This window comes from Anabaena lutea FACHB-196, from assembly GCF_014698305.1.
GTDB classification, from domain to species: Bacteria; Cyanobacteriota; Cyanobacteriia; order Cyanobacteriales; family Nostocaceae; genus Anabaena; species Anabaena lutea.
This window is the reverse complement of the sequence record NZ_JACJST010000015.1, coordinates 26,599-48,365: the sequence shown is the minus strand read 5'-3', so window position 1 is coordinate 48,365 and position 21,767 is coordinate 26,599. Positions and strand designations below refer to the sequence as shown.

At 38.9% G+C, this 21,767-nt stretch carries 22 protein-coding genes; 12 read left to right on the top strand and 10 right to left on the bottom strand.

Translation table 11 applies throughout. The features are described from left to right. Positions 1 to 153 precede the first annotated feature (153 nt). Together H6G59_RS16660 and H6G59_RS16655 are read right to left on the bottom strand one after the other, a co-directional pair. Positions 154 to 1,065 (bottom strand): UTP--glucose-1-phosphate uridylyltransferase, encoded by a 912-nt coding sequence (locus H6G59_RS16660; protein WP_190716320.1) that lies wholly within the window; start codon positions 1,063 to 1,065, stop codon positions 154 to 156. A gap of 117 nt (positions 1,066 to 1,182) precedes the next feature. Then, positions 1,183 to 1,407: a hypothetical protein gene (locus H6G59_RS16655; RefSeq protein ID WP_190716318.1), complete on the bottom strand. Its 225-nt coding sequence runs from the start codon at positions 1,405 to 1,407 to the stop codon at positions 1,183 to 1,185. 1,004 nt (positions 1,408 to 2,411) lie between these two features. On the opposite strand from H6G59_RS16655, the gene H6G59_RS16650 reads away from it, so the two are divergent. Next, on the top strand, positions 2,412 to 2,780 hold the full coding sequence (locus H6G59_RS16650) for a pentapeptide repeat-containing protein (protein WP_190716316.1): 369 nt from the start codon (positions 2,412 to 2,414) through the stop codon (positions 2,778 to 2,780). A 206-nt stretch (positions 2,781 to 2,986) separates the two neighbouring features. Then, a complete protein-coding gene (locus H6G59_RS16645; RefSeq protein ID WP_190716314.1) occupies positions 2,987 to 3,475 on the top strand; it encodes a hypothetical protein in 489 nt (162 codons plus the stop codon). A 71-nt stretch (positions 3,476 to 3,546) separates the two neighbouring features. Here the strand turns inward: H6G59_RS16645 and H6G59_RS16640 are convergent, their stop codons facing one another. Next, a complete protein-coding gene (locus H6G59_RS16640) occupies positions 3,547 to 3,834 on the bottom strand; it encodes a TMEM165/GDT1 family protein (protein ID WP_190716312.1) in 288 nt (95 codons plus the stop codon). A gap of 27 nt (positions 3,835 to 3,861) precedes the next feature. Next, a complete protein-coding gene (locus H6G59_RS16635) occupies positions 3,862 to 4,239 on the bottom strand; it encodes a TMEM165/GDT1 family protein (RefSeq protein WP_190716310.1) in 378 nt (125 codons plus the stop codon). A 326-nt stretch (positions 4,240 to 4,565) separates the two neighbouring features. Between H6G59_RS16635 and H6G59_RS16630 the strand changes: the two genes are divergently transcribed. Together H6G59_RS16630 and H6G59_RS16625 are read left to right on the top strand one after the other, a co-directional pair. Then, positions 4,566 to 5,795 (top strand): AAA family ATPase, encoded by a 1,230-nt coding sequence (locus tag H6G59_RS16630; RefSeq protein WP_242038898.1) that lies wholly within the window; start codon positions 4,566 to 4,568, stop codon positions 5,793 to 5,795. Further along, positions 5,792 to 6,523, top strand: coding sequence for a hypothetical protein (locus H6G59_RS16625; protein ID WP_190716308.1), 732 nt, complete (start codon positions 5,792 to 5,794; stop codon positions 6,521 to 6,523). The genes H6G59_RS16630 and H6G59_RS16625 overlap by 4 nt, the downstream gene beginning before the upstream one ends. A gap of 90 nt (positions 6,524 to 6,613) precedes the next feature. Here the strand turns inward: H6G59_RS16625 and H6G59_RS16620 are convergent, their stop codons facing one another. Next, the gene (locus H6G59_RS16620) at positions 6,614 to 6,964 is read right to left on the bottom strand and encodes a YkgJ family cysteine cluster protein (protein ID WP_190716306.1); all 351 of its coding nucleotides are present in this window, start codon (positions 6,962 to 6,964) and stop codon (positions 6,614 to 6,616) included. Between the two features lie 165 nt (positions 6,965 to 7,129). Here H6G59_RS16620 and psb30 point away from each other — a divergent pair, with 165 nt between their 5' ends. Beyond that, a complete protein-coding gene (gene psb30 / locus H6G59_RS16615) occupies positions 7,130 to 7,249 on the top strand; it encodes a photosystem II reaction center protein Ycf12/Psb30 (protein ID WP_190716304.1) in 120 nt (39 codons plus the stop codon). 263 nt (positions 7,250 to 7,512) lie between these two features. Here the strand turns inward: psb30 and H6G59_RS16610 are convergent, their stop codons facing one another. Beyond that, positions 7,513 to 7,929, bottom strand: a complete 417-nt coding sequence (locus H6G59_RS16610; RefSeq protein ID WP_190716303.1) for a hypothetical protein — start codon at positions 7,927 to 7,929, stop codon at positions 7,513 to 7,515. Positions 7,930 to 8,035: 106 nt separating this feature from the next. Then, complete coding sequence (locus H6G59_RS16605; protein ID WP_190716447.1) at positions 8,036 to 10,144, bottom strand: DHH family phosphoesterase; 2,109 nt, start codon at positions 10,142 to 10,144, stop codon at positions 8,036 to 8,038. A 115-nt stretch (positions 10,145 to 10,259) separates the two neighbouring features. Between H6G59_RS16605 and H6G59_RS16600 the strand changes: the two genes are divergently transcribed. After that, positions 10,260 to 11,018, top strand: coding sequence for a Uma2 family endonuclease (locus tag H6G59_RS16600; protein ID WP_190716301.1), 759 nt, complete (start codon positions 10,260 to 10,262; stop codon positions 11,016 to 11,018). A 61-nt stretch (positions 11,019 to 11,079) separates the two neighbouring features. Here the strand turns inward: H6G59_RS16600 and H6G59_RS16595 are convergent, their stop codons facing one another. Next, on the bottom strand, positions 11,080 to 11,505 hold the full coding sequence (locus H6G59_RS16595; RefSeq protein ID WP_190716299.1) for a hypothetical protein: 426 nt from the start codon (positions 11,503 to 11,505) through the stop codon (positions 11,080 to 11,082). Between the two features lie 293 nt (positions 11,506 to 11,798). Between H6G59_RS16595 and H6G59_RS16590 the strand changes: the two genes are divergently transcribed. Next, positions 11,799 to 13,064 (top strand): DEAD/DEAH box helicase, encoded by a 1,266-nt coding sequence (locus tag H6G59_RS16590; RefSeq protein ID WP_190716297.1) that lies wholly within the window; start codon positions 11,799 to 11,801, stop codon positions 13,062 to 13,064. Positions 13,065 to 13,612: 548 nt separating this feature from the next. Here H6G59_RS16590 and H6G59_RS16585 read toward each other — a convergent pair. Then, the gene (locus tag H6G59_RS16585; protein WP_190716295.1) at positions 13,613 to 14,689 is read right to left on the bottom strand and encodes a PIN/TRAM domain-containing protein; all 1,077 of its coding nucleotides are present in this window, start codon (positions 14,687 to 14,689) and stop codon (positions 13,613 to 13,615) included. 251 nt (positions 14,690 to 14,940) lie between these two features. Between H6G59_RS16585 and hemW the strand changes: the two genes are divergently transcribed. The 5 genes from hemW (at position 14,941) to H6G59_RS16560 (ending at position 20,436) form a co-directional block, all read left to right on the top strand. Then, positions 14,941 to 16,134, top strand: a complete 1,194-nt coding sequence (gene hemW / locus H6G59_RS16580) for a radical SAM family heme chaperone HemW (protein WP_190716293.1) — start codon at positions 14,941 to 14,943, stop codon at positions 16,132 to 16,134. A gap of 502 nt (positions 16,135 to 16,636) precedes the next feature. Then, a complete protein-coding gene (locus H6G59_RS16575) occupies positions 16,637 to 17,599 on the top strand; it encodes a hydrogenase small subunit (protein ID WP_190716291.1) in 963 nt (320 codons plus the stop codon). A 162-nt stretch (positions 17,600 to 17,761) separates the two neighbouring features. Then, complete coding sequence (locus tag H6G59_RS16570) at positions 17,762 to 19,357, top strand: nickel-dependent hydrogenase large subunit (protein ID WP_190716445.1); 1,596 nt, start codon at positions 17,762 to 17,764, stop codon at positions 19,355 to 19,357. Between the two features lie 215 nt (positions 19,358 to 19,572). Next, entirely contained in the window at positions 19,573 to 19,995 is a 423-nt protein-coding gene (locus H6G59_RS16565; protein ID WP_190716289.1) for a hypothetical protein, read from the top strand. A 234-nt stretch (positions 19,996 to 20,229) separates the two neighbouring features. Further along, positions 20,230 to 20,436 carry a hypothetical protein gene (locus tag H6G59_RS16560; RefSeq protein WP_190716287.1) on the top strand — a complete coding sequence of 69 codons (207 nt, stop codon included), beginning with the start codon at positions 20,230 to 20,232 and terminating at the stop codon, positions 20,434 to 20,436. Between the two features lie 232 nt (positions 20,437 to 20,668). Here the strand turns inward: H6G59_RS16560 and H6G59_RS16555 are convergent, their stop codons facing one another. Further along, positions 20,669 to 21,745 (bottom strand): Druantia anti-phage system protein DruA, encoded by a 1,077-nt coding sequence (locus H6G59_RS16555; RefSeq protein ID WP_190716285.1) that lies wholly within the window; start codon positions 21,743 to 21,745, stop codon positions 20,669 to 20,671. Positions 21,746 to 21,767 lie beyond the last annotated feature (22 nt).

The following is a 21,767-nucleotide window of genomic DNA, read 5'->3' as shown; positions in this document are numbered from 1 at the left end:
CGGGAAGCAAGCTATATCTGCGTTTATCTGTGTTTAATTATTACTGCTTGTACCTCACTTGAATGGGAATTGCTATATATAGTAATAATATTTATTTGATTTTGGAAATATACGTGAAGTAGACATTGCCCACCCTACGAGACTTAAAAATTGTTAGATATCATTTATGATTCCTATATCTTGATTTCTAAAATCAATCATCGTCTGAAGATAAGCGTCAGGCATTCCCGTATCAAAACAGTTACCTTTCACCATATATCCTGTCATTTTATCCAGTTGACGCAATTCTTCTAAACAGGATGTTAACTGAAACTCACCTCGTTCTCGAAAGTTTTGTTCAATATGTGCTGCTAAACAATCAAAAATCTGTGGAGTGAGTAAATATAAGCCAAATATACATAAAAACTCATCTTTTGCTATTCCTTCTACACGCAAATTTTGACGTGCATAGTCAACAGTTGGTTTTTCATAAATTTGCGTTAGAGAAAGCAGAGAATTGAATTCTTGCCAAACTCCGGCAACACACCCGGCTTTATCAATCATTTGGGCTGACATTGTAGTTAAGCCAATAACACTGTGATTGATTTGTTCATATATATCCAAAATTTGCCTAGTACAGGATTTTTCGGTATTTGTTTTATAAACATGATCGCCCAACATCAGCAAAAATGGCTCATTTTGTACCCAATCTTTTGCACAAAATACAGCGTGTCCATAGCCTAATTGTTCTGATTGAGTTAATATTGTGACTTTGTTGCCTAATTCTTGTAAATATTGGCTATATTCTTGATTTTGCGGGGATAGTTTGGCGAAAAGTTCTGGTTTTGGGGGATTGTTAAATAAATCAATAAATATTTCTTGATCCTCTGGTTGTACTACTATCCCTACTTCTGTAATTCCAGCACTGATTGCTTCTTCTACAATTGCTAAAATAACAGGTTTAGCTCTGCCATCTTGATCAATAATTGGGAAAAGTTCTTTTTTAACTACTTTGGTAGCTGGAAATAAGCGTGTGCCAAACCCAGCAGCCGGAATTACAGCTTTTCTAACTTTAGTGATTTGCATAAATCCTCTATTTTAAACATTTTGGTTTGTTTGATTTTTGAAATATAGGTTTGGTGGGCAATGCCCACCCTACTAATGATTTCTTGATGTTACAAGCTCCCGGATTTATCCGTGGAATTAATCCAAAATCCTGTTAGAGGATGACCACTGAAAATATACGTTTGAATTGTAAGGATTCAGTAGTGAATGTAGTATGGGAGCAGTTAATTTTCTAGGACTATTAGGAATTAGATGTTTATACTGTTCTGACTGAGCTTGTTTAATTAGCATACCAATTTTTTCTGCATCACCTGCTTGTAGTGCTTCAATTGTGACTTGGGTAAGTAACGTTTGCTTCTTCATTGGTAAAGTTAGAATTTGGCAACTACCTTTAGTTAGAGAAGGCTTGAGTATCAAAGATTTGACCTAAGCGTATAGTCCCTTAATTAGTGCCAAGAAGCAACGTGTAGCCCTTTTTTAGTTGGCAATTGTAGCAACTATCACCTCTAACCCAACTACTATGTTCGCTAAATAGGCACAAGCATCCTGGAACAAAAATTTTTATGGCTTTTTATGGCTGGCAGGTAAAAAAGATACTCTGGGCTGTTGTGGAAGTAGCGATAGCGTATCCCTGACGGGAGTGCCTTGCACTCAGCGCGACCTAGGAATCGCTATCTGTTTACATTGGCTATATGATAATATGCAAGGCGTTTCTCTGCTAATCCTGACAAAATCTTGATTGCAGAGCCTGAGCAAATCATGCTACTACTATCATCTCCTGATTCCATAGTTTTATTTTCTGATATTTGAGCAAATTACAAAAAGACTTAGATTTTTTATACTCTATCAACTAAATGTTTACTGTTAGGGTTTGTCTTGTTAGTTACCACGAGGGTTGAGTCGTTTTTAACTAGTGTCAGTTGATAAACTGTCACTCTCTACACTAGCTATTTGGTTTGAAAAGAGATATCCTGTTCTAATGCAAGGAGTGATACCACTTCACCTCATGTTTGTTACAAGTTATCCTGGCAATGCTTCCCCTAATAGCAGTGTTGCGGATCGCCAATGTTACATCAAAATAGTGGGTTGGTATAAAGTTATACGGGGAGCGCTTGAGTAAGGAAAAAGGACTCAGGCGCTTTTTCGTGTGTAAATAAATCTTGCCTATTTTTCCTGTATCGATTTGTCTATTCTCTAGCGAGACCGTAGGCACAATTACGAATTACGAATTACGAATTACGACTTGTTGCAGTCATTTTTTCAATTGGGATGAGCTAGGGATTATTGTAGAGATATGGTTTAGCTGTTTTTTTGGTGCAATCAGCAATAGAAATCACTGTGTTGTGGCTCAAGGGGGTAAAATACATATGAATGCTGAGAAGATTAAACAGCGCTATGCCGCCGGAGAGAGATATTTTCCATCTGCTCAGTTAAGTAAAGTCAAGTTGATTGATGCCTATTTACCAGGAATCAATTTATGGGGAGCAGATTTAAGTGAAGCTAATTTAGCTAGAGCTAAACTCTGGGGAGCAGATTTAAATAGCGCGAATTTAGCAAAAGCAAATTTAACCAGAGCTAATTTGTGTGGGGTTAATCTCTGTGAGGCAAATCTTCGCGGTGCGAGGCTTTATTATACGAAGTTGTATGGAGCAAATTTAACGGGTGCTTTTTATGATGACAGCACGCGGTTTTCTCAAGGTTTTGACCCAGTTAGTCATCATATGCGGAAGTTTTAGGTGGTCGTTTTTGTTAATAAAAATTAACTAAATAGATTCATTCTTCCGGGTATTGTAATTTAACTTAATAATATTCAAAATAGCTACAAAAAATACAGAAAAATTGTATATAAAGTTTTTCCTTTGTAAAGGATAGTTGATCTTTCTTGTCAAAAGAATCTTATTAGTTAGACACTAGAAAGAATAAAACATCAGCAATTATTTTTATGAATGCTATTTCTAACTTTGAATTTAAGCGGTCAACTTGGCAAACAGCGACTATATTGACTCTGGGCTTTTGGCTCAGTGCCAGCCTGGTTTTAGATTGGGTAATTATGCCTAGTCTGTATGTGGCTGGAATGATGAATGAAGCTAGTTTTACAACCACAGGCTATGTGGTTTTTTGGAATTTTAATCGCCTAGAATTGTTATCTGCTGCTGTAGTTTTGACTAGTGTATTGGCTATTGGCAAAACTAAATCTGATTGGCGTTTGGGCAGTATAGTTTTATCTGCTCTGCTCCTAACAGTTGCTTTGCTGGATACTTATTTCTTAACTCCCCAGATGTGCGCTGTGGGCAGTAATTTAAACTTATTTACAGATGCGGCTGTAGTTCCAGCAACAATGAATTTACTACATGGCGGTTATTTCTTGCTGGAAAGCTTGAAATTGGTTGCAGGTGGCATACTCTTAAACTGGTGCTGGCGTGAGGTTTAAGGGACTGGTGATGTGGAGATGCAATATTTGAGGTGAAGGTGGGCATTGCCCACCCTACTAAAAATACTGAATTAATCTGATTCTGCTTCACTGTTGGGTAATAGCAAGCGAATAGCAAGGATAGCAAAACCGACAGCAGCGATCGCTTTGAGTATACGTGTAGGAAATAATTCTGCAACTGCTCCCCCTGCTAATGCTCCCAACAAGCTGGTTAATAGTAGCGCCCCAGCAGTGCCAAGAAATACACCCCGCCGAGATTGACCACGACCAGAAAGAGCGATCGCAGCTAACTGACTTTTATCACCTAATTCTGAAAGAAAAACCGTAATAAAGCTCAACCCTAAAAGATGCCAGTTCATATTGATTCTCTGTATAAATAATATCTACTAACCAATAAACACATCCCAAAAAAGCATCACAGAAATCAGCAGCAACATTACCCCTGCTGATTTTTCTACAGTTTTTGGACTAAGTTTACTGGCTATCCAGCTACCTAAAAGCACACCTAACAAGCTGGTGGTAATTAATGCAGCCCCAGAACCAATGAATACTACCCAAGGTTGATGAGATTCTGCACTCATTAACAAGGTAGATAGTTGCGTTTTATCGCCAATTTCCGCCAAAAATATGGTGATGAAAGTTGTTCCAAACACCACCAAGGTTGATTCCTGCTTTTTGGAACCTTCCTTAAAGACAGGCTCAATTACATAACCGTTGGTGTCTTTTAGTTCTAACTGGCTGACAGATACGGAGTCAAGTTTCACAGGCGTTGTCTTGTCCCTAAGTTGTTTTCATATTCTTCTCATTTTCTCAGATTTTTGTAATAAATTGCAACTCTGATCCAGAAATGCTTAATTAAAAGCCAACAGCTTGATCAAAGCGGATAATTTCCAAACTGCATCGATATGCTTATACTCGTCAAGGAGTAATATCAAGCAAATAGCAGTATTTATTTTTTTATAAAGATTCTTGATGAGAATATGCGCTTAATTAATGATATTAAAAAGTAATCTAAAGTAATCTAAAACAGAATCTCTTATCATAACTTTGAGTGCTAAAATACCCGATGTAGAGCGAATAGAAGATATTCATGTCAGAAGTTCTTTTAGATTCTCTATATAATTACTTGTTAAGAAAAGTAAGAAGTATGAAAATACAGAGTTTTAAATTCAGTAATAATAAAGAAAATTGGCACATTGAGGAAGTTAAATTTGAGGGTCTAAATTTACTCGTCGGTGGTTCTGGAGTTGGAAAGACAAGAATTTTAAAGGCACTTAATTTAATTTGTGATGTTGCAAAAGGTAGAAATCGCAATTTAGATGATTTGGAATGGAGTATCAATTTTTCTCATTTAGGACAAAATTATAGATGGGAGTTAAAAAGTTCCTCAATCAAAAATAAAGAAAAGGTTCGATATATAAGTGAGTTTGACAAGACTGAAATTGTTTATGAGTTAGAAAAGACTGAAATTGTTTATGAAAAATTAGTTCAATATAATGATGATTCAGAAACAGAAATATTTCTCCTCAGTCCTTCTAATTCAAAATTAAATAACAAAGATTTGCCTAAATTTAAAAGAACTGAAAGTGCTATTGCCATTCTTTTAGAGGAAAAGTTGATTTTTCCAGTAGGTGAAGCATTTGGGCGATTAATATTTAACTTTGAAACTGCTCAGAAATATACATTTATGGTTGACGCTAATGATAGACCTCCTATGGTGTTACCTAAAGATTTTTCAAAGCGTTTCGATAAAACACAATATTCTACTAAAACTCCACCAGTTCTAAAGGCATTTTATTTGCAGAAATTTTCTCCTGAACTTTTTAATGAAATTAAAGAGTATTATATTGATATTTTTCCAGAAGTTAAAGATGTCAGAGTTGGTAGTGAGAGAAATTCAGATGGTGATGCTCGGCTATCCTTTGAAATTCAAGAGAACGGTGTAGAAGACTGGATTCCTCAAGAGCGAATTTCATCCGGTATGTTTCGTACTTTAATTTTTTTAATTGAAGTAATTACTGCTCCTGAAGAGTCAGTAATTTTAATTGATGAATTTGAGAATAGTTTAGGAATTAACTGTATGGCTGAACTAACAGACTTTATCCTTGATAAATCGCCAGATGTACAGTTTATACTTACTAGCCATCATCCATATATTATCAATAACATTCCTTGGAAAACTTGGCAGATAGTTAATAAATCTGGAAACAAAGTCACAGTTAGAAAAGCTTCAGATATTCCAGCACTTAATACAGCTTCTAGTTTGGATAAGTTTACTCAATTAGTTAATTTACTTGATAGTGAGGAAGTGTCTGAGTGAATCTTTTATTTTTAGTAGAGGGGGGAAAGACTGAACCAAAAGTATATAAAGCATGGTTACAAAATTTATTTCCTAGCTTAATTTTTGTTGTTAGACCTGAAGATATGACAATGAATACTTGTCGAATTATCGCAGGTGATGGCTATCCAAATATGGTGAGTAAACCTAAGCAATATCCAGGAGTTTCTCGACTGGAAGCCTGTCTAATTGATATAGAAACATTCGGCAATGTCAATCATTTTTTTATATGTATTGACTCTGAAGAAAATTCCTATATTGATCGTTTTAATGAAGTGAAATCTAAACTTGATGATCTAAAGTCAGGCTACAATATAGATAGTTCAACAACAGAAATCCATATAATAATTCAGCATTGCTGTATTGAAACATGGGCATTGGGTAATGCAGAAATTCCTAACGAATATAGTTCAATTGGAAGTTCTACAGTTTTATCGGATTTTCAGGCATATTACGATATTTTGGTAAATGATCCTGAAGAAATGTTATCCTTTCCACCTGGACATATTTTTAGGACAAAGGCGAAATTTCATGAACGTTATCTCAGAGAATATCTCAAACAATTTGGTTTGTCTTATAGTAAGAAAAATCCAACGGTTGTAGAGGATAAAAAGTATCTAGATGCGTTAAAAAAGCGATGTGAATCAATGAATCATTTATCTAGCTTGAAATTATTGTTAGATATATGGGATCGCATAGAAATTTTGTAAGCAGTAGCAAAATTTAGGTAAATGAAGGTGAATCTCTCATTGATTACTCGTGTTCAAAAATACAATGAGAGAATAGATGTATAAATTGAATTAAAAACCAACAGCTTGATCAAACCGGATTTGTTCCAAACTGCGATCGCCATAAACAGCCTCAATTTGTTGACGACAGCAGTCGATGGCAAAATCGTTGAGTTCCTCTGGTTCAATCCCAAACATATCCTCAAAGGTTTCCACTTCTACCCGACAGAAACGCGGACGATGCTCGTAAATGGTGCATTCTCGCGTTGTCTGGTCAAAATTAACGCACCATCCCCCGTCCCCTACCATACTCAGGTAAAGCCCCAGTTCTTCAGGTGAAAGATACTCTTCCAAATCTGGACGATCTGCTGGATCAAGATGACAGCAGGCTCCACATTGCTTGATACATTGCCAAGTTGCCATAATTTACCCTACTTTGTAACTTCCCGCTATTTTACGTTTTTATTGCGTTTCTTATAATTTTGTTAAGTAAATTAAATCAGGTGTCTGGTTCCCGGATATGATCTATTGCGGGATTTGCATTTGAATTATTGAATTTTTTAAGACAATTCGGAGGAAAAGAAAAAAATGGAAGCTTTAGCAAACATTAATTGGGAAGTTGTTTTTCAGTTGACCTCAGTAGCTCTAATCATCATTGCCGGACCAGCGGTAATCTTCCTGCTGGCTTTTCGCAACGGAAATCTGTAAATTTGTCAATGGGTAAGGGGTAAGATCAAGTCCGGTTCCAGACTTATCATTAGGCACAACGCTGAGACGGTGGGACGCTCAGACGCGGATAGATTTTAATAATAAGTGATTATCCGGATTTGATTTAATGGGTAATAGTGTTTTTCCAATTACCAATTACCCATTATGAATTTGTCTCACGCTCCAGAGGGAGAGTTTGAGTGATGGAATTTTTGATAGCCAGTAAAAAAGCCGCTAGATTTAGTTCTAGAGACTTTTTTTATCTACTCACCCTGAACTTCAAATTCCTCACCGACTGGAAGATCAAACTCATCAATTCTTAAACCTGCTTTTGCACGGGTTTCTAGTATTTCTTGATAATATTCTTCGGGCGTTAACCCATAATCTCTCTTAACGTAGGCAATTTTATATTTAATGCAGTCCTCAATCATGAATTTGACATCAGCAAGATAGTAATCTTCATTGAATGATTTAATATGTATTTTATGAGTTATTGAAGGAACCGCGAGTTTTTTTAGACCTCTTGCTTCTTTCAATACCCGATTATCTATTAAATTGTCATAAACATCAAAAAAACTAAAAATTGTTTTGCCTTTTGTATTTCTTTTTAAAGCTGGTTTTAATCCTACAAAAATATCAACTGACGGGAATACACCGGTTAAAAACAAAAAATTATCCATTGTCGCATTCTGTTGGGTTCTTTAATTATGTAATATGGTATCGGCTCGATACCTACCTCGATTCAGCAAGCCTTAAAATTTAATTTGTCTAGAAAGGTTTAGTTTCTTACTCATTCAGCACTGACAAAGCCTGAACCGCAGCTTGGACAATACCATCATACTGAGGTAAAGATAGATTCACCTTTTGGGCATCTTGCCGATTTATACCCAGTAAACCCATATTATCTCCTGGCTGCATGACTAAAACTTTACCCTCAGAATTTTTAACTCTTAACTCTAAACCAACACCGTTTTGATAAACGCCACAGGTGTATTGACGCTGTTTGTATTCAAACTTAGCGCGTAGCTTTGTAGTTGATGGGTTAAAAAATATTGAAAACTGACTGGGGAGTCTCACACCGGCTAACTCCATTTCAATGGTAGTGTTACCATTAAAGTTATTTTCTCGGAGTTTGTAAGCGATATCTACTCGCGCAGGTAAGGGAAAGTAATCACCCCAACGCCAAGCGATCGCTTTAATTTTATACTGTTGATTGTCGATAGTTTGGGCTACAGTCAGTTTGATGTGACCTTTACCAACGATTTTCTGCTCAATGATTTGTGCATTAGCTGTCCAGAAAACCGGATCTGGGTTGTCGATACCGCAAGGATGAAAGATATTTAGCTGTTGATATAACTCCTGATTGATGTGATTGAGATTTGCTTGAGCATCAATTTTCAGTAGTGGTTTGAGGTGTTGGGGTTCTAAACACTGATTTGCAAATTCAGATAAACGCGATCGCACCGAGAGCAAATTATCTGCTGGGAGAGAAAATCCTCCTGCGGCTTTATGTCCCCCAAATTTGCCCAGCAAGTCTCGACAATATTCTAAAGCTGCAAAAACGTTAAATTCTGGAATTCCCCGCGCTGAACCGCGAATTATGCTGTCATTCTCATAAGTACCGATGAAGACAGGAACTCCGTAACGTTCCACCAAACGAGAAGCGACAATCCCAATTACACCATGATGCCAATTATCTTTAACAACGACTAATACTCGGTCTCTTTGCAAATATTTTACATATAAATCTTCAACAAGTGCGATCGCTTCCTGTTCAATTTGCTCACACATCTGCTGACGCTGGATGTTGATTTGCTCACACTGCATTGCTCTTTCCAGCGCTAATCCCATATCATCAGTCGTCAACAATTCTATCACTGTCTGCGGATCTCCAATCCGACCGATTGCATTAATGCGCGGCCCCAGACGAAAACCAATATCTTCCGGTTTTAACGATTTTGAATTTGGGATCTTGGATTTGGGATTAATTTCAGTCTCCCCATCTCCCCATCTCCCCATCTCCCCATCTCCGCTTGCTTGCACTCCAGCCACTTGAATTAAAGCTTGCACACCTGGTAAAGTAGATTTAGGTAAAAGCTTTAAACCACGTTTCACCCAACGCCGATTTACACCAGTCAAAGGAGCTAAATCTGCAATAGTTCCCAATGTAAACAAAGCTAACATCGGCTGAACTAAACCTTTAAGTTCCCCTAGCTGCTGCGCTAAACATACCGCTAAGATATAAGCCACACCCACACCAGCGACACCCCGATAAGGTGAAGATTCCGCTATGAGTTTGGGATTCAGAATTGCATTAGCTGGGGGTAATTTGGGAGGAATGTCGTGATGATCGGTGATAATTACCTTTAATCCCAGTTCTCTGGCTCTAGCGATTGGTTCAAAAGCAGATATACCATTATCTACAGTCAGGATTAATCCTACCCCTTCACTGTGGAATTCTTCGACAATGCGGTTGTTAATGCCATAACCTTCATGCATTCGACTAGGGATAGCATAATCTACATTTGCACCCAAAGCGCGAAGACTGTGGAGTAGTAATGCAGTACTAGTCATCCCATCTGCATCGTAGTCTCCACAGATAGCGATCTTCTCTTGATGAGCGATCGCATTTTCCAACAATTCTACACTCATCGCTAAATCAGGGAAATCCTCCAACGGAGAAGGTAAATTTAGAGATTCAGGATTTAAAAAAGCTTGTGCTGCTTCTGGTGTTTCCATCCCACGATTAATCAACAATTGGCTAACAATAGGAGATAGATTGGTAAAATTTGCTAATTTTTCAGCTAATTCTGGATTTGGCAGCGCAATTTGCCAACGTTGATTAGGTAAGCGTTTGATGGGTTTGACTATTTCAGTTACAGGTCGGTCTAGCACTAAGAATAGGGTAATTGGTAATAGGTAATATCCTAATAGATATTCAGACAAGATTGATATGTGAGACCACATTGTATCGGATAAAATAAAAACAAATCAACAAAAGGCAGTCTTTATGATCAACCAAATCAGTGAAATCAAATCCCCCACTGAACTGGTCATCTCTTGGGAAGCCTTACCCGATGATTTTCAGTTAGAGGATGAACCCGTGGAAAATACCGGACAGCCGATTTTGGCTGGTGCTTTGCGAGAAAGCTTAGAAATTGCAGGTTTCATTCAACCTCAGATGCTGATAGCCTCGAATTTTGGTTTGTGTGCCACATTAAACGGTCAATTTATCGCTAAAGCACCTGATTGGCTGTATGTTTCCTCAGTTAAAGAGATTTTATCAGAACGCAAAAGCTACACACCCAATTTAGAAGGGGAAGTTCCGGCTATAGTCATAGAATTTTTATCCGACACCGACGGTGGAGAATATTCTGTTAAGCGAACCTATCCACCAGGAAAATGGTTTTTTTACGAGCAAATTTTGCAAGTTCCCATTTATATAATTTTTGATCCTGATGGCGGCTTATTAGAATATTATCAATTAGAAAATAGTCGCTACGAGTTAAAACAAGCCGATGAAAATGGTCTGCATTGGATTGACGCAATGGGCTTATTTTTAGGAACTTGGAGAGGAGTAAAAGAAGCCAGAACAGGATATTGGTTAAGATGGTGGGATGAAGCCGGTAATTTGTTACCTTGGTCTGTAGAACAGATTGAACAGGAGCGTCAACGTGCTGAACAAGAACGTCAGGAGAAAGAACGGCTAATCGCTTATTTAAAATCGCAGGGCATAGATCCTGATAATTTACCCGCAGCAACACTTTAAATAAAGGATTCATCTCCCCGACTGCTTAGATAAATCGGGGATATTGTATAAAAACAACTTACTAAAACACATTAATACGCCCATCATCAAGAATGTTGAGAGAGCGATCGCCTGGAAACCGATTACTAGGGCGCAGTTCTAAGCGCAGAGTACCGAAATTAGGTTTAGAAACAACAGCTTGTAAAGACCTACCCGTATCATCCCAAAATAGCAGAGAAATATTGGGTTCTGTGGCACTTTGCTGATTTAAGCGATATTCCTTTCCTGGTTCTAGAGTCATTCGTTGCATTTCTGGAAATCTATCCAATTTCAAGACTCTAGGTGTGCGATTTACAACTTCCACACGAATATATTGACCAGGTTTAAACTGAAGTGGGCGCGGTCCACAATGAGAGGCACAAGTCCCAGCTAGAGTGACATGAGATTTATGACTTGGTGTCAACAGCAAAACTGTAGCAATCAAAGTTGCGGTTATTAATTTAGTCATGATCTTAAAAACTACAAAATTATCTTAAAAAAATGTCACGCCAGCTATCTGTAATTAAACTGAATTCCTAGATTAATATTACCCATAATGGTGTTCTTGTATATCATCGTTTTCCGAGGATATGCCCAAACTTGTTGAGCAGACGAACACATTCAACTAAATTCAGTTATAATTATTAACTGCGGTATTCGCTCTCAGTCTTGACGCTACTGCCCATACAGCCCTTCAAACCATCCGTCCGCCTAAGACTAGCGCCGCCCTTGGCGACAGGCCGATGTTAATTCTGGAGTTCTATGTCTTTTTCAACTCTCGGCTTGTCGAAAGAAATTATCCGTGCAGTCACTGAGCGGGGTTACACCAAACCCACGCCAATTCAAATGCAGGCGATACCTGCCGTCTTGTCAGGTGGTGATCTATTAGCTGGCGCTCAAACCGGTACGGGAAAGACAGCAAGCTTCACCCTACCACTGCTGCATCTGTTGTCCTCCGACCAAAACAATAAAAGCACTTCTACTTATTCACCAATCCGGGCGCTGATTCTCACCCCTACTCGTGAACTTGCCGCACAGGTAGAAGAAAGCGTGAAAGACTATGGCAAGTATCTGAAACTGAACTCAATGGCCATGTTCGGTGGAGTTAGTATTAATCCCCAAAAACAGCGATTAAGGGGGCGCGTAGATATTTTAGTTGCTACCCCAGGACGACTGCTAGATCATGTGCATCAAAGAACTGTGAACCTGTCAAACATTGAAGTTTTGATACTGGATGAAGCAGATCGGATGTTAGACATGGGCTTTATTAATGATATCCGCCGTATCCTCTCCCTACTGCCCAAACAGCGCCAGAATTTATTATTTTTCGCCACCTTCTCCGACAAAATCAAGACCCTGGCCGCAGGGTTACTCAATCACCCAACAATGATAGAGGTGGCACGCCGTAACGTTACCGCTGACACGATTGCACAGAAAGCGTATCAGGTAGATCGTGACAGAAAACGCCAATTACTTGCTCACCTAATTCGCCAAGATAATTGGTATCAAGTATTAGTATTTACCCGCACTAAATATGGTGCTGACCGTCTAGTCAAGCAGTTAGGCGAAGATCGCATCCAAGCACTGGCAATCCACGGTAACAAAAGCCAAGGGGCGCGTACTCACGCTTTAGCAAAGTTCAAAAATGGTAGTTTACAGGTACTTGTAGCTACAGACATTGCGGCGCGGGGTCTTGACATCAGTGAACTGCCCCATGTAGTCAATTTCGACTTACCCAATGTCCCGGAAGATTATGTCCATCGTATTGGTCGTACAGGCCGCGCTGGTGCTAATGGTGAAGCAGTATCCCTGGTGTGCGTCGATGAATACCAGTTATTAGCAGATATTGAAAAGCTGATTGAACAGCGTTTGCCATTACAAGTAGTTGCGGGTTTTGGAATCAACCCTAATACCAAAGCTGAACCAATCCCCAATGGAAGACAAAACAAACAGAAACCCAGAAGAAGCAAAGGAATAGCGCGCTCTTCTAAAACTCAGTCACCCAGAAAAATGCGAGTTGTGGATTAAGTTGATATATCTCGTTCCCAGTCTCTGACTGGGAATGCAATCACAGAGGCTCTGACTCTACTTTTAGGCTGTTGCGCTTTTAATTTGTATATCTTAGGACGGGCAGGATGTCTACCTCACAAGAGTTACATTAAATCATGCTATGCAAATTATAGGCTTTTTACTAAAGGCAGAGCCTTCTAGAGTTCATTCCCATACAGAGTATGGGAACGAGAATTAAATAGAAAATCGGTATATTTTTAACCAATGCTGGGGGTTTAATTCCCCTGCCTCTACAGGCAGCAAGTTTTGGGTCGGGGTCTAAATCCTCGTTGCAAAACTGAATTACGAATTACGAATTACGAATTACGAATTATTTTAATGCTTTTTTTTCTGTTTCCAAGTGCCACCATAAACATAAAATGGGTTATTTTCACTAATAACAGGCCAACATTGAAGACAAACAAAAAGCCATTCTCCCCCATTTTGGTATTTAACCCTATACAAAATCGGTGCAGTTTGCCCACACCGATTGCATAACTTAACTCTATTTTTGGACACCATGTTCCTTAAGCCACTGCGGAAGCTTGAGGTTTGGCAAAAATCATCCTCCCGGCTGAGGTTTGTAAGGCACTGGTGACGACTACCCGCAATTCACCACCTACATAACTGCTACCTTCTTCAACCACTACCATTGTCCCGTCGTCCAAATAGCCAATACCCTGGCTGGGTTCTTTACCTTCTTTGAGAATTTTCAAATCTAGGTTATCACCAGGTAAATAAGATGGACGAACTGCATTCACCAAATCATTGACATTCAAAACTGGGACTTTCTGTACACTGGCAACTTTCGATAAGTTGTAGTCATTAGTTAACAGAGTGCCGTTGATTTCTTGAGCGAATCTTACCAATTTGGCATCAACTGTGGCAATATCTTCGTAGTCAGCAGGATTGATTAAAATCCTTTCTGGGTAAGCTTCTCTAATGCGGTTGAGAATCTCTAGTCCGCGTCTTCCTCGCACCCGCTTTTGGTCTTTACTGGCATCAGCGACTTGTTGCAGTTCTTGCAAGACAAACTGCGGCACAAGAATTACTCCTTCTAGAAATCCGGTTTCTAATAGAGTTTCAATGCGACCATCGATAATGCAACTCGTGTCTAAAACTTTGGTGTTGGCAGGTTTGAGAGTTCCTTCTACTACCAATGTTTCTACGGTGTTAGGATTAATTAACCGTAATAAACCCCGTCCGTGAGTATCTGCCAAATTCATGCCAGTGACGGAAAGTATTATACTGCCGACTACTGCCACAAGCGGTTTGATAAATCCAAAATCTGCGGGAATGGGTAGTAAAAATAGCGGGGCTAACATTAAGTTGGCGAGTAATAGCCCAATTACTAAGCCAATAGCACGAGTTAAGATGACTTCCAGGGGCATTTCTCGGACTTGTGTTTCTAAGCGACGATATGTCGTCTGGAAACTCAAACCGATAGCACCACCGATAATAGCGGCAAAGACGGCAACGACTAAGCGTAAGGCTTCTAGATTTGTCACGCCGTCGAGGGTTCCTGGGGGAAGTAGGTCGGTACTGTAGTAACCTATTCCCGCAGCTGCCAGAATAAATGAGAGAATGATAATGACATCAAGCATAATTGTGCTGTTTTCCTACAATTGTAGTTACCCGATAGAGTAAGTATTTTTTATTTCCTCGGTCATAACGATTAAGAAATATGGACTTACCCTAGGTGTTCAGGCACGGAAGATATGCAAACATTATAACTAAAGAGTTTTCGCTGCATAATTATTATTATTTTTGTTGTAAAAACATAAAAAGTTGTAAACAAACTACTCATTTTCATAATCTGTAATTGTCCATTAAATTAATATAATTCTTGCTCAAAATGAGTCAAAAAGAAATTGTTTCTGGAATTCCCACTGCTGCTTATGTACATATTCCCTTTTGTCGGCGACGGTGTTTTTATTGTGATTTCCCGGTGTCTGTGGTGGGCGGTCGCTTGCGGGGTGAAACATCTGGTACGATTTGCCAATATGTTGAGGCACTTTGTCAGGAAATCAACATTGCACCAGCCTTTAGTAAACCCCTAGAGACAATTTTTTTTGGTGGTGGTACTCCTTCACTACTGTCAGTTGAGCAGTTACAACGGATAATAGAAGCTCTAGCGGGACGCTTAGGAATTGCGACTAGGGTAGAGATTTCTATGGAAATGGACCCCGGTACATTTGATTTAGCACATATCGCAGGTTATCGCAGTGCAGGTGTAAACCGGGTAAGTTTGGGTGTACAAGCTTTTCAAGAAGAATTGTTAAAACTTGCTGGGCGATCGCACTCAGTTACAGATATTCTTGCAGCTATAGACTTAATCCACCAAGTCGAGATACCCGAATTTAGCTTAGACCTAATTTCCGGGTTGCCACATCAGTCTTTAGGACAATGGCAAGATTCCCTGACTAAAGCGGTAGAAATTGCCCCAACTCATATTTCTATATATGACTTAACAATTGAACCAGGAACAGCTTTTGGGCGTTATTTCCAAGCTGGTGACAATCCTCTGCCGACAGATGAAACCACAGTTAAAATGTACCATAAGGCGCAGCAAGTTTTAACTGGTGCAGGTTATGAGCATTATGAAATTTCCAATTATGCTCAAAAAGGACATCAATGCCAACATAATCGCGTTTATTGGCAAAATCGCCCTTATTATGGTTTTGGTATGGGTGCAGCCAGTTATGTGCAAGGAAAACGCTTCACCCGTCCCCGGAAAACGAAGGAATATTACGAATGGTTGCAAAATGGCGCAGTAATTGCTGGTGAAATTACTCCACCAGAGGAAGAATTGTTAGAAACTTTAATGTTGGGGTTACGTTTAGCAGAAGGTTTGAGTTTGGTGACGTTGACAGAGAAGTTTGGAAAAGAAAAAGTAGAGGAAATTCATCAATGTTTGCGACCTTATTTTGCTCAAGGTTGGGTGAAAGTTGTGGGTGGAAACTTGCGTTTAACAGATCCCAATGGGTTTTTATTTTCTAACGTGGTATTAGCAAAGTTGTTTGAAAAATTGGGGGATGATATAGGGTAATTCTCAGTGTAAGATTACCTGTCTTATTCCTTCCTTCTTTCTTACTTCTTCCTTATTTCTGCCTCCTGCCTTGTCATAACGACAATTTTTAACGCCAACCTACTTACAAATGAATCTCCCCGTCACCGCGTCTCCCCGTCACTGAGTATCTTCATCTCGTCTGTCCATTTGTATCAACCTTAAAATGAAACGGTATTATCTGTAAGCTGACCACAAAAGTAAATTCAAAAATCTGTAATGACTATAACCATAAATAAAATTTCATAAAAATTTAGTCTTTCTAATTCTTAAATTTTATTTAACCGGCATTAATTGAATCAAAAAATACCTTAATTTAAAGTTATAAATATTGATCAGCAGGTGAGATTCTACAAGCTTTATCAAAAGAAGAAGTTGATGTTTCTAAACTCCTGTGAATCTTGTTAGCGTAGATCCTGATTAGTCGGTACTTCTTCTGTCCCCTGAATCATGCATGGTAAACAATAGAAAAAATACATAGCCAATGACTAACGTACTCTGGCTGCAAGGTGGTGCTTGTTCAGGTAACACCATGTCATTTCTGAATGCCGAAGAACCGACAGCTTGTGATTTAATTGCTGACTTTGGGATTAAAATACTTTGGCATCCTTCCTTGGGTTTAGAACTAGGTGACAACTTACAAACACTTCTGTGGGAATGCGTTTTAGGTAAAACTCCCGTAGATATTTTGGTATTTGAAGGTAGCGTAGTTAACGCCCCCAATGGTACAGGAGAATGGAACCGATTTGCAGACCGTCCCATGAAAGACTGGTTAAACGATTTAGCCAAAGTTGCGAAATTTATTGTCGCTGTGGGAGACTGTGCGACTTGGGGAGGAATTCCCGCCATGTCACCCAACCCCAGCGACTCGAAAGGATTGCAATTTCTCAAACGGGAAGAAGGCGGTTTTTTAGGGAAAGATTTCGTCAGCAAAGCCGGCTTACCTGTAATTAATATTCCCGGTTGTCCCGCACACCCCGACTGGATAACGCAGATATTAGTAGCGATCGCCACTGGAAGAATTGGTGATATAGTTCTCGATGAACTTCACCGTCCTCAAACCTTCTTCAACACCTTCACCCAAACAGGTTGTACCCGCAACGTTCATTTTGCTTACAAAGCCACAACCGCCGAATTTGGACAACGTAAAGGCTGCTTATTCTACGACTTAGGTTGTCGTGGCCCCATGACCCATTCCTCCTGTAACCGCATTCTCTGGAACCGCGTCTCCTCTAAAACCCGCGCGGGAATGCCCTGTTTAGGTTGCACAGAACCCGAATTTCCCTTTTTTGACCTCAAACCAGGAACAGTATTTAAAACTCAAACAGTCATGGGAGTTCCTAAAGAAATACCCCCCGGAGTCAACATCAAAGATTACGCAATTCTCACCGTTGTTGCTAAAGACGCAGCCCCAAAATGGGCAGATGAAGACTTTTTCACTGTTTAGTCCTTAGTCATTGGTTATTGGTCATTAGTCATTGGTCATTGGTCATTGGTCATTGGTCATTGGTCATTGGTCATTGGTCATTGGTCATTGGTCATTGGTCATTGGTCATTGGTAGAAAAAAATTACCAATTCCCTATTCCCTATTCCCTGTTCCCTATCATTATGCCAATTCAAACCTTAGATATTTCACCCGTTGGTAGAGTTGAGGGTGATTTAGATGTGCGCGTCGAAATCGACAATGGATATGTGACAAACGCCTGGACTCATGCCGAACTTTTTCGCGGATTTGAAATAATTTTACGCGGAAAAGACCCCCAAGCCGGCTTAATTGTCACCCCCAGAATTTGTGGAATTTGTGGCGGTTCTCACCTCAGTTCCGCATCTTGGGCATTGGATACAGCTTGGGGAAATGAAGTTCCCAGAAATGCAATTTTGGCGAGAAATTTAGGTCAAATTGTCGAAACAATCCAAAGCATTCCTCGCTATTTTTATGGATTGTTTGCTATTGACTTAACTAATAAAAATTATCGCCGCAGTCATTTTTATGATGAAGCTTGTCGGCGCTTTGCTGCTTTCACAGGTACATCTTATGAAATCGGCATTACAATTTCTGGAAAACCTGTAGAAATTTACGCTTTATTAGGTGGACAATGGCCGCACAGCAGTTATATGGTGCCTGGTGGTGTGATGTGCGCCCCCACCTTAACTGACATTACCCGCGCTTGGGCAATTTTGGAATATTTCCGCACCAATTGGTTAGAACCAGTGTGGTTAGGATGTTCTTTAGAAAGATATGAAGAAATTCAATCCTATGAAGACTTCATTAGATGGTTAAATCAAGATGTTAAACACCGGGAATCTGACTTAGGTTTATATTGGCGCATGGGTTTAGATATCGGTTTAGATCGATATGGTGCTGGTGTGGGTAAATATGTCACTTGGGGTTATATTCCCCATGAGGATAAATATAATCAACCCACCATTGAAGGACGTAACGCCGCTGTAATTATGAAAAACGGTGTTTACGATAGCTTCACTGATACTCATACCTTGATTAATCAGTCTTTTATTCGGGAGAATACAACACATTCTTGGTATGATGAGGGGACAGAAGATATTCATCCAAGCGATCGCACCACCACACCAATTAATAACAACCAAAAAGACTTTAATGGTGCATATTCTTGGTCAAGTGCAGTCCTCCACCAAGACTTAGGACGTTTAGAAGCGGGTCCCCTAGCCCGTCAATTAGTTGCCGGTGGAAATCATGGCGAATCTTGGCAACATTACGACCCATTTATCCTTGATGTCTTCAAAAAAATGGGCGGTGCAAATGTTCATGTTCGCCAATTAGCAAGAGTTCACGAACTTGTCAAACTATATCGTCAAGCTGAACGCTGTTTAAAGGAGTTCAAATTAAACGATCCCTGGTATATTAAACCCAAAGAAAAAGACGGTAAAGGTTGGGGTGCAACCGAAGCTGCTAGAGGTGCATTATGTCACTGGGTAGAAATCGAAAAAGGCAAAATTAAGAATTACCAAGTTATCGCCCCTGGTACTTGGAATATTGGACCCCGTGACGGTACAGAACAACGGGGACCGATTGAACAAGCATTAGTAGGAACACCGATTCAAGACCCTACAGACCCAGTAGAAGTAGGTCATGTAGCCCGTTCTTTTGATTCTTGTTTGGTGTGTACTGTTCATGCTCATGATGCGAAAACTGGGGAAGAATTGGCTCGTTTTAGAACAGCTTGATTTTTGTCTTACGCACAGGCGCAAAGAAGAAGATAAATTTTCTATCTTTGTGTCTTTTTTTAGCATTTTTGTGTATATCTTATAATTGTTGTTTGCATTACAAAAGTTCCTAAACCTGTGGGTTAGTCTGGACTTTAATGAATAATTGGTAATTCCTGATTATCAACAGAATTACCAATTACGAATTACAAATTTACTAAAATTGGTAACTAATTGTGTCTAATTTAGAACTACATCAATATCTTCCTAAGCTTCCTGAAGTTGCACTGCAAGAATTTATAGAATGGTGTATGTTGGATCAGTCAAAAGCCGCAGGATTGGAATTTAAACCTGATCAAAGTAAGTTAAATAATTTAGCACCAGCGGATTATTCTAAGCAATTAGTTGACCAATTTATGAAGGTAAAACCTGACCCAATTAGAGCCGGTCTTGTGGCTGTAATTGCTGGAAAAAAAGCCGATAAACACGAATTATCCGGTTTAGCTGCTGTAGTTGATTTTGTTTCTCTTTATGTTAAGTATTTAATTCCTAAAGATGGTACTAATCCAGAAGAAGCAGATGCAATTTTAGCTAAAGCTTCTCAACATCAGTATGAGCAACTTGTGGAAATTGCGAGAAAACATGGTGTGAGTTTATAGATTTTTAGGGTGGGCAATGCCCACCAAATAATTGACAATTGACAATTTATAGTTGCAGTTTGAGTTAATAAAACCCACTACGAAAATTTAATTCATAAGTTTTAATAAGGTATTGATGATTAATACCAATTTTAGAAACTTTGATGATCATATCTATTTAAAGCTTTTTGGAATCTCCGCCTCATCAACTTTATGCGTTTGTAGAAATAATTACTGATTCCTCAAATCATACCCATGAAACGTATTGCATCTTTTCTTATCGCTACTTTGATAGCGTCTATGTCCGTATTGGGTATTGCAGAAAATGCTGATTCTGCAACTCATAATCGTTATCAGACAACTAACCATGTCAGACGTTATCGAACTTGTACTGGCAGAAATCGTTATAGATATTATCGAGGCAGGTATTACCTATGTCGTAATAATAGACGATATCATTAATTCAATTACCATCATTTAAAAACCTGGGTGGGTATTTATTGCTCACCCAGAAAAACAATAACTGTAGGTTGGGTTAAGCGGAGCGCAACCCAACGCAAAAATGATAAATGTTGGATTTCCTTGCATAAAACAAACCTATTTTACTGATTATATATAAACTCCTCATCCTCAGTTGCTCGTTCGTAGGCATCTTAGTTTCTATAAAGTTAACGAATTTTCCGAGTATATATCTCTATAGTGTGCTTTCTCGTTCCAAATTAACTTTCAACGTCTCTAGTCTAGGAGTAATCCACCTTTCATACCAATAGCTTACTAAATCTCTCTCTGTAAAATTTCGCCATATTACTTTATTTGTCTCTCCTAGTAAATATTCCTTCCAGTTTTCAGCTAAAGTACAACAATAGTAACCCCTTTGCCATCCAACACTCAACATATCTTCAGATAAATCAAGTTCACGTAATCCTTGTTTTAACACACGTATTTTCCAGTTAGGTCCTTGACCAAATTTATAAGTTTTAAATACTTCTTCTGGTACAACTTGTTTAATAAGTTCCCAGCTACCATTTGCTGTGATATGAAGATGGCTTTGTCCTTTAGTATAACCAACAAATTCCCAATTTATTAAACGATTGTAAATAGCTGACTTTCCAAAAGCTCCTAGAGTGTCAATATATACAAGATTGGGCTTTTTATTAGCTCCAGTAATGACAGAAGGACTATTTCTATATTTATAGTAGAAGGCTTTGCGAACTTCTGGAAACATGAGTGTAAGTGCAACTAATTTAGAGCCGAGTACACGATTGTATGGAGGAACAGCACCCAGAATATATGCGGTCATACAATTATACAAACGCTTCAATTTTTGGTTTTTTGTCCACCCAATTGACTCTTGATCTCTAATCTCCAAACCAATGACAGGATCGCATAAGCCAAAAATTCCGATTAACTTATCATTTTGTCGATCAAATACAAAGCAACGAATGCGTCGCCCATATCCAACGGTAACAGGAATTGACCATTGGGATTTTGCATAAGCCCAAAGTCTATCATGTTCTGCTTTTGAATCTGCAATAACAAGATAAGGACTGATTTTAGTTATATCTATATCTGCTGGTTGTGCGAGATACTTTTGAACCTTACTTGTATAATCTAAACCTTTTAAATTGGTTCGTTGAGCTAATCGTCGTTGAACTTCTCTGAAGTCATCTACAACTATTTTATTCTCAGTATCATCCCATTGAATTCCATAAGCTTCTAAATTATCAAGAATCTGTTGCTTGATGTATGCTTTATCATTCTCATTTTGCATGGTAATTATTAATTTGTGAGTT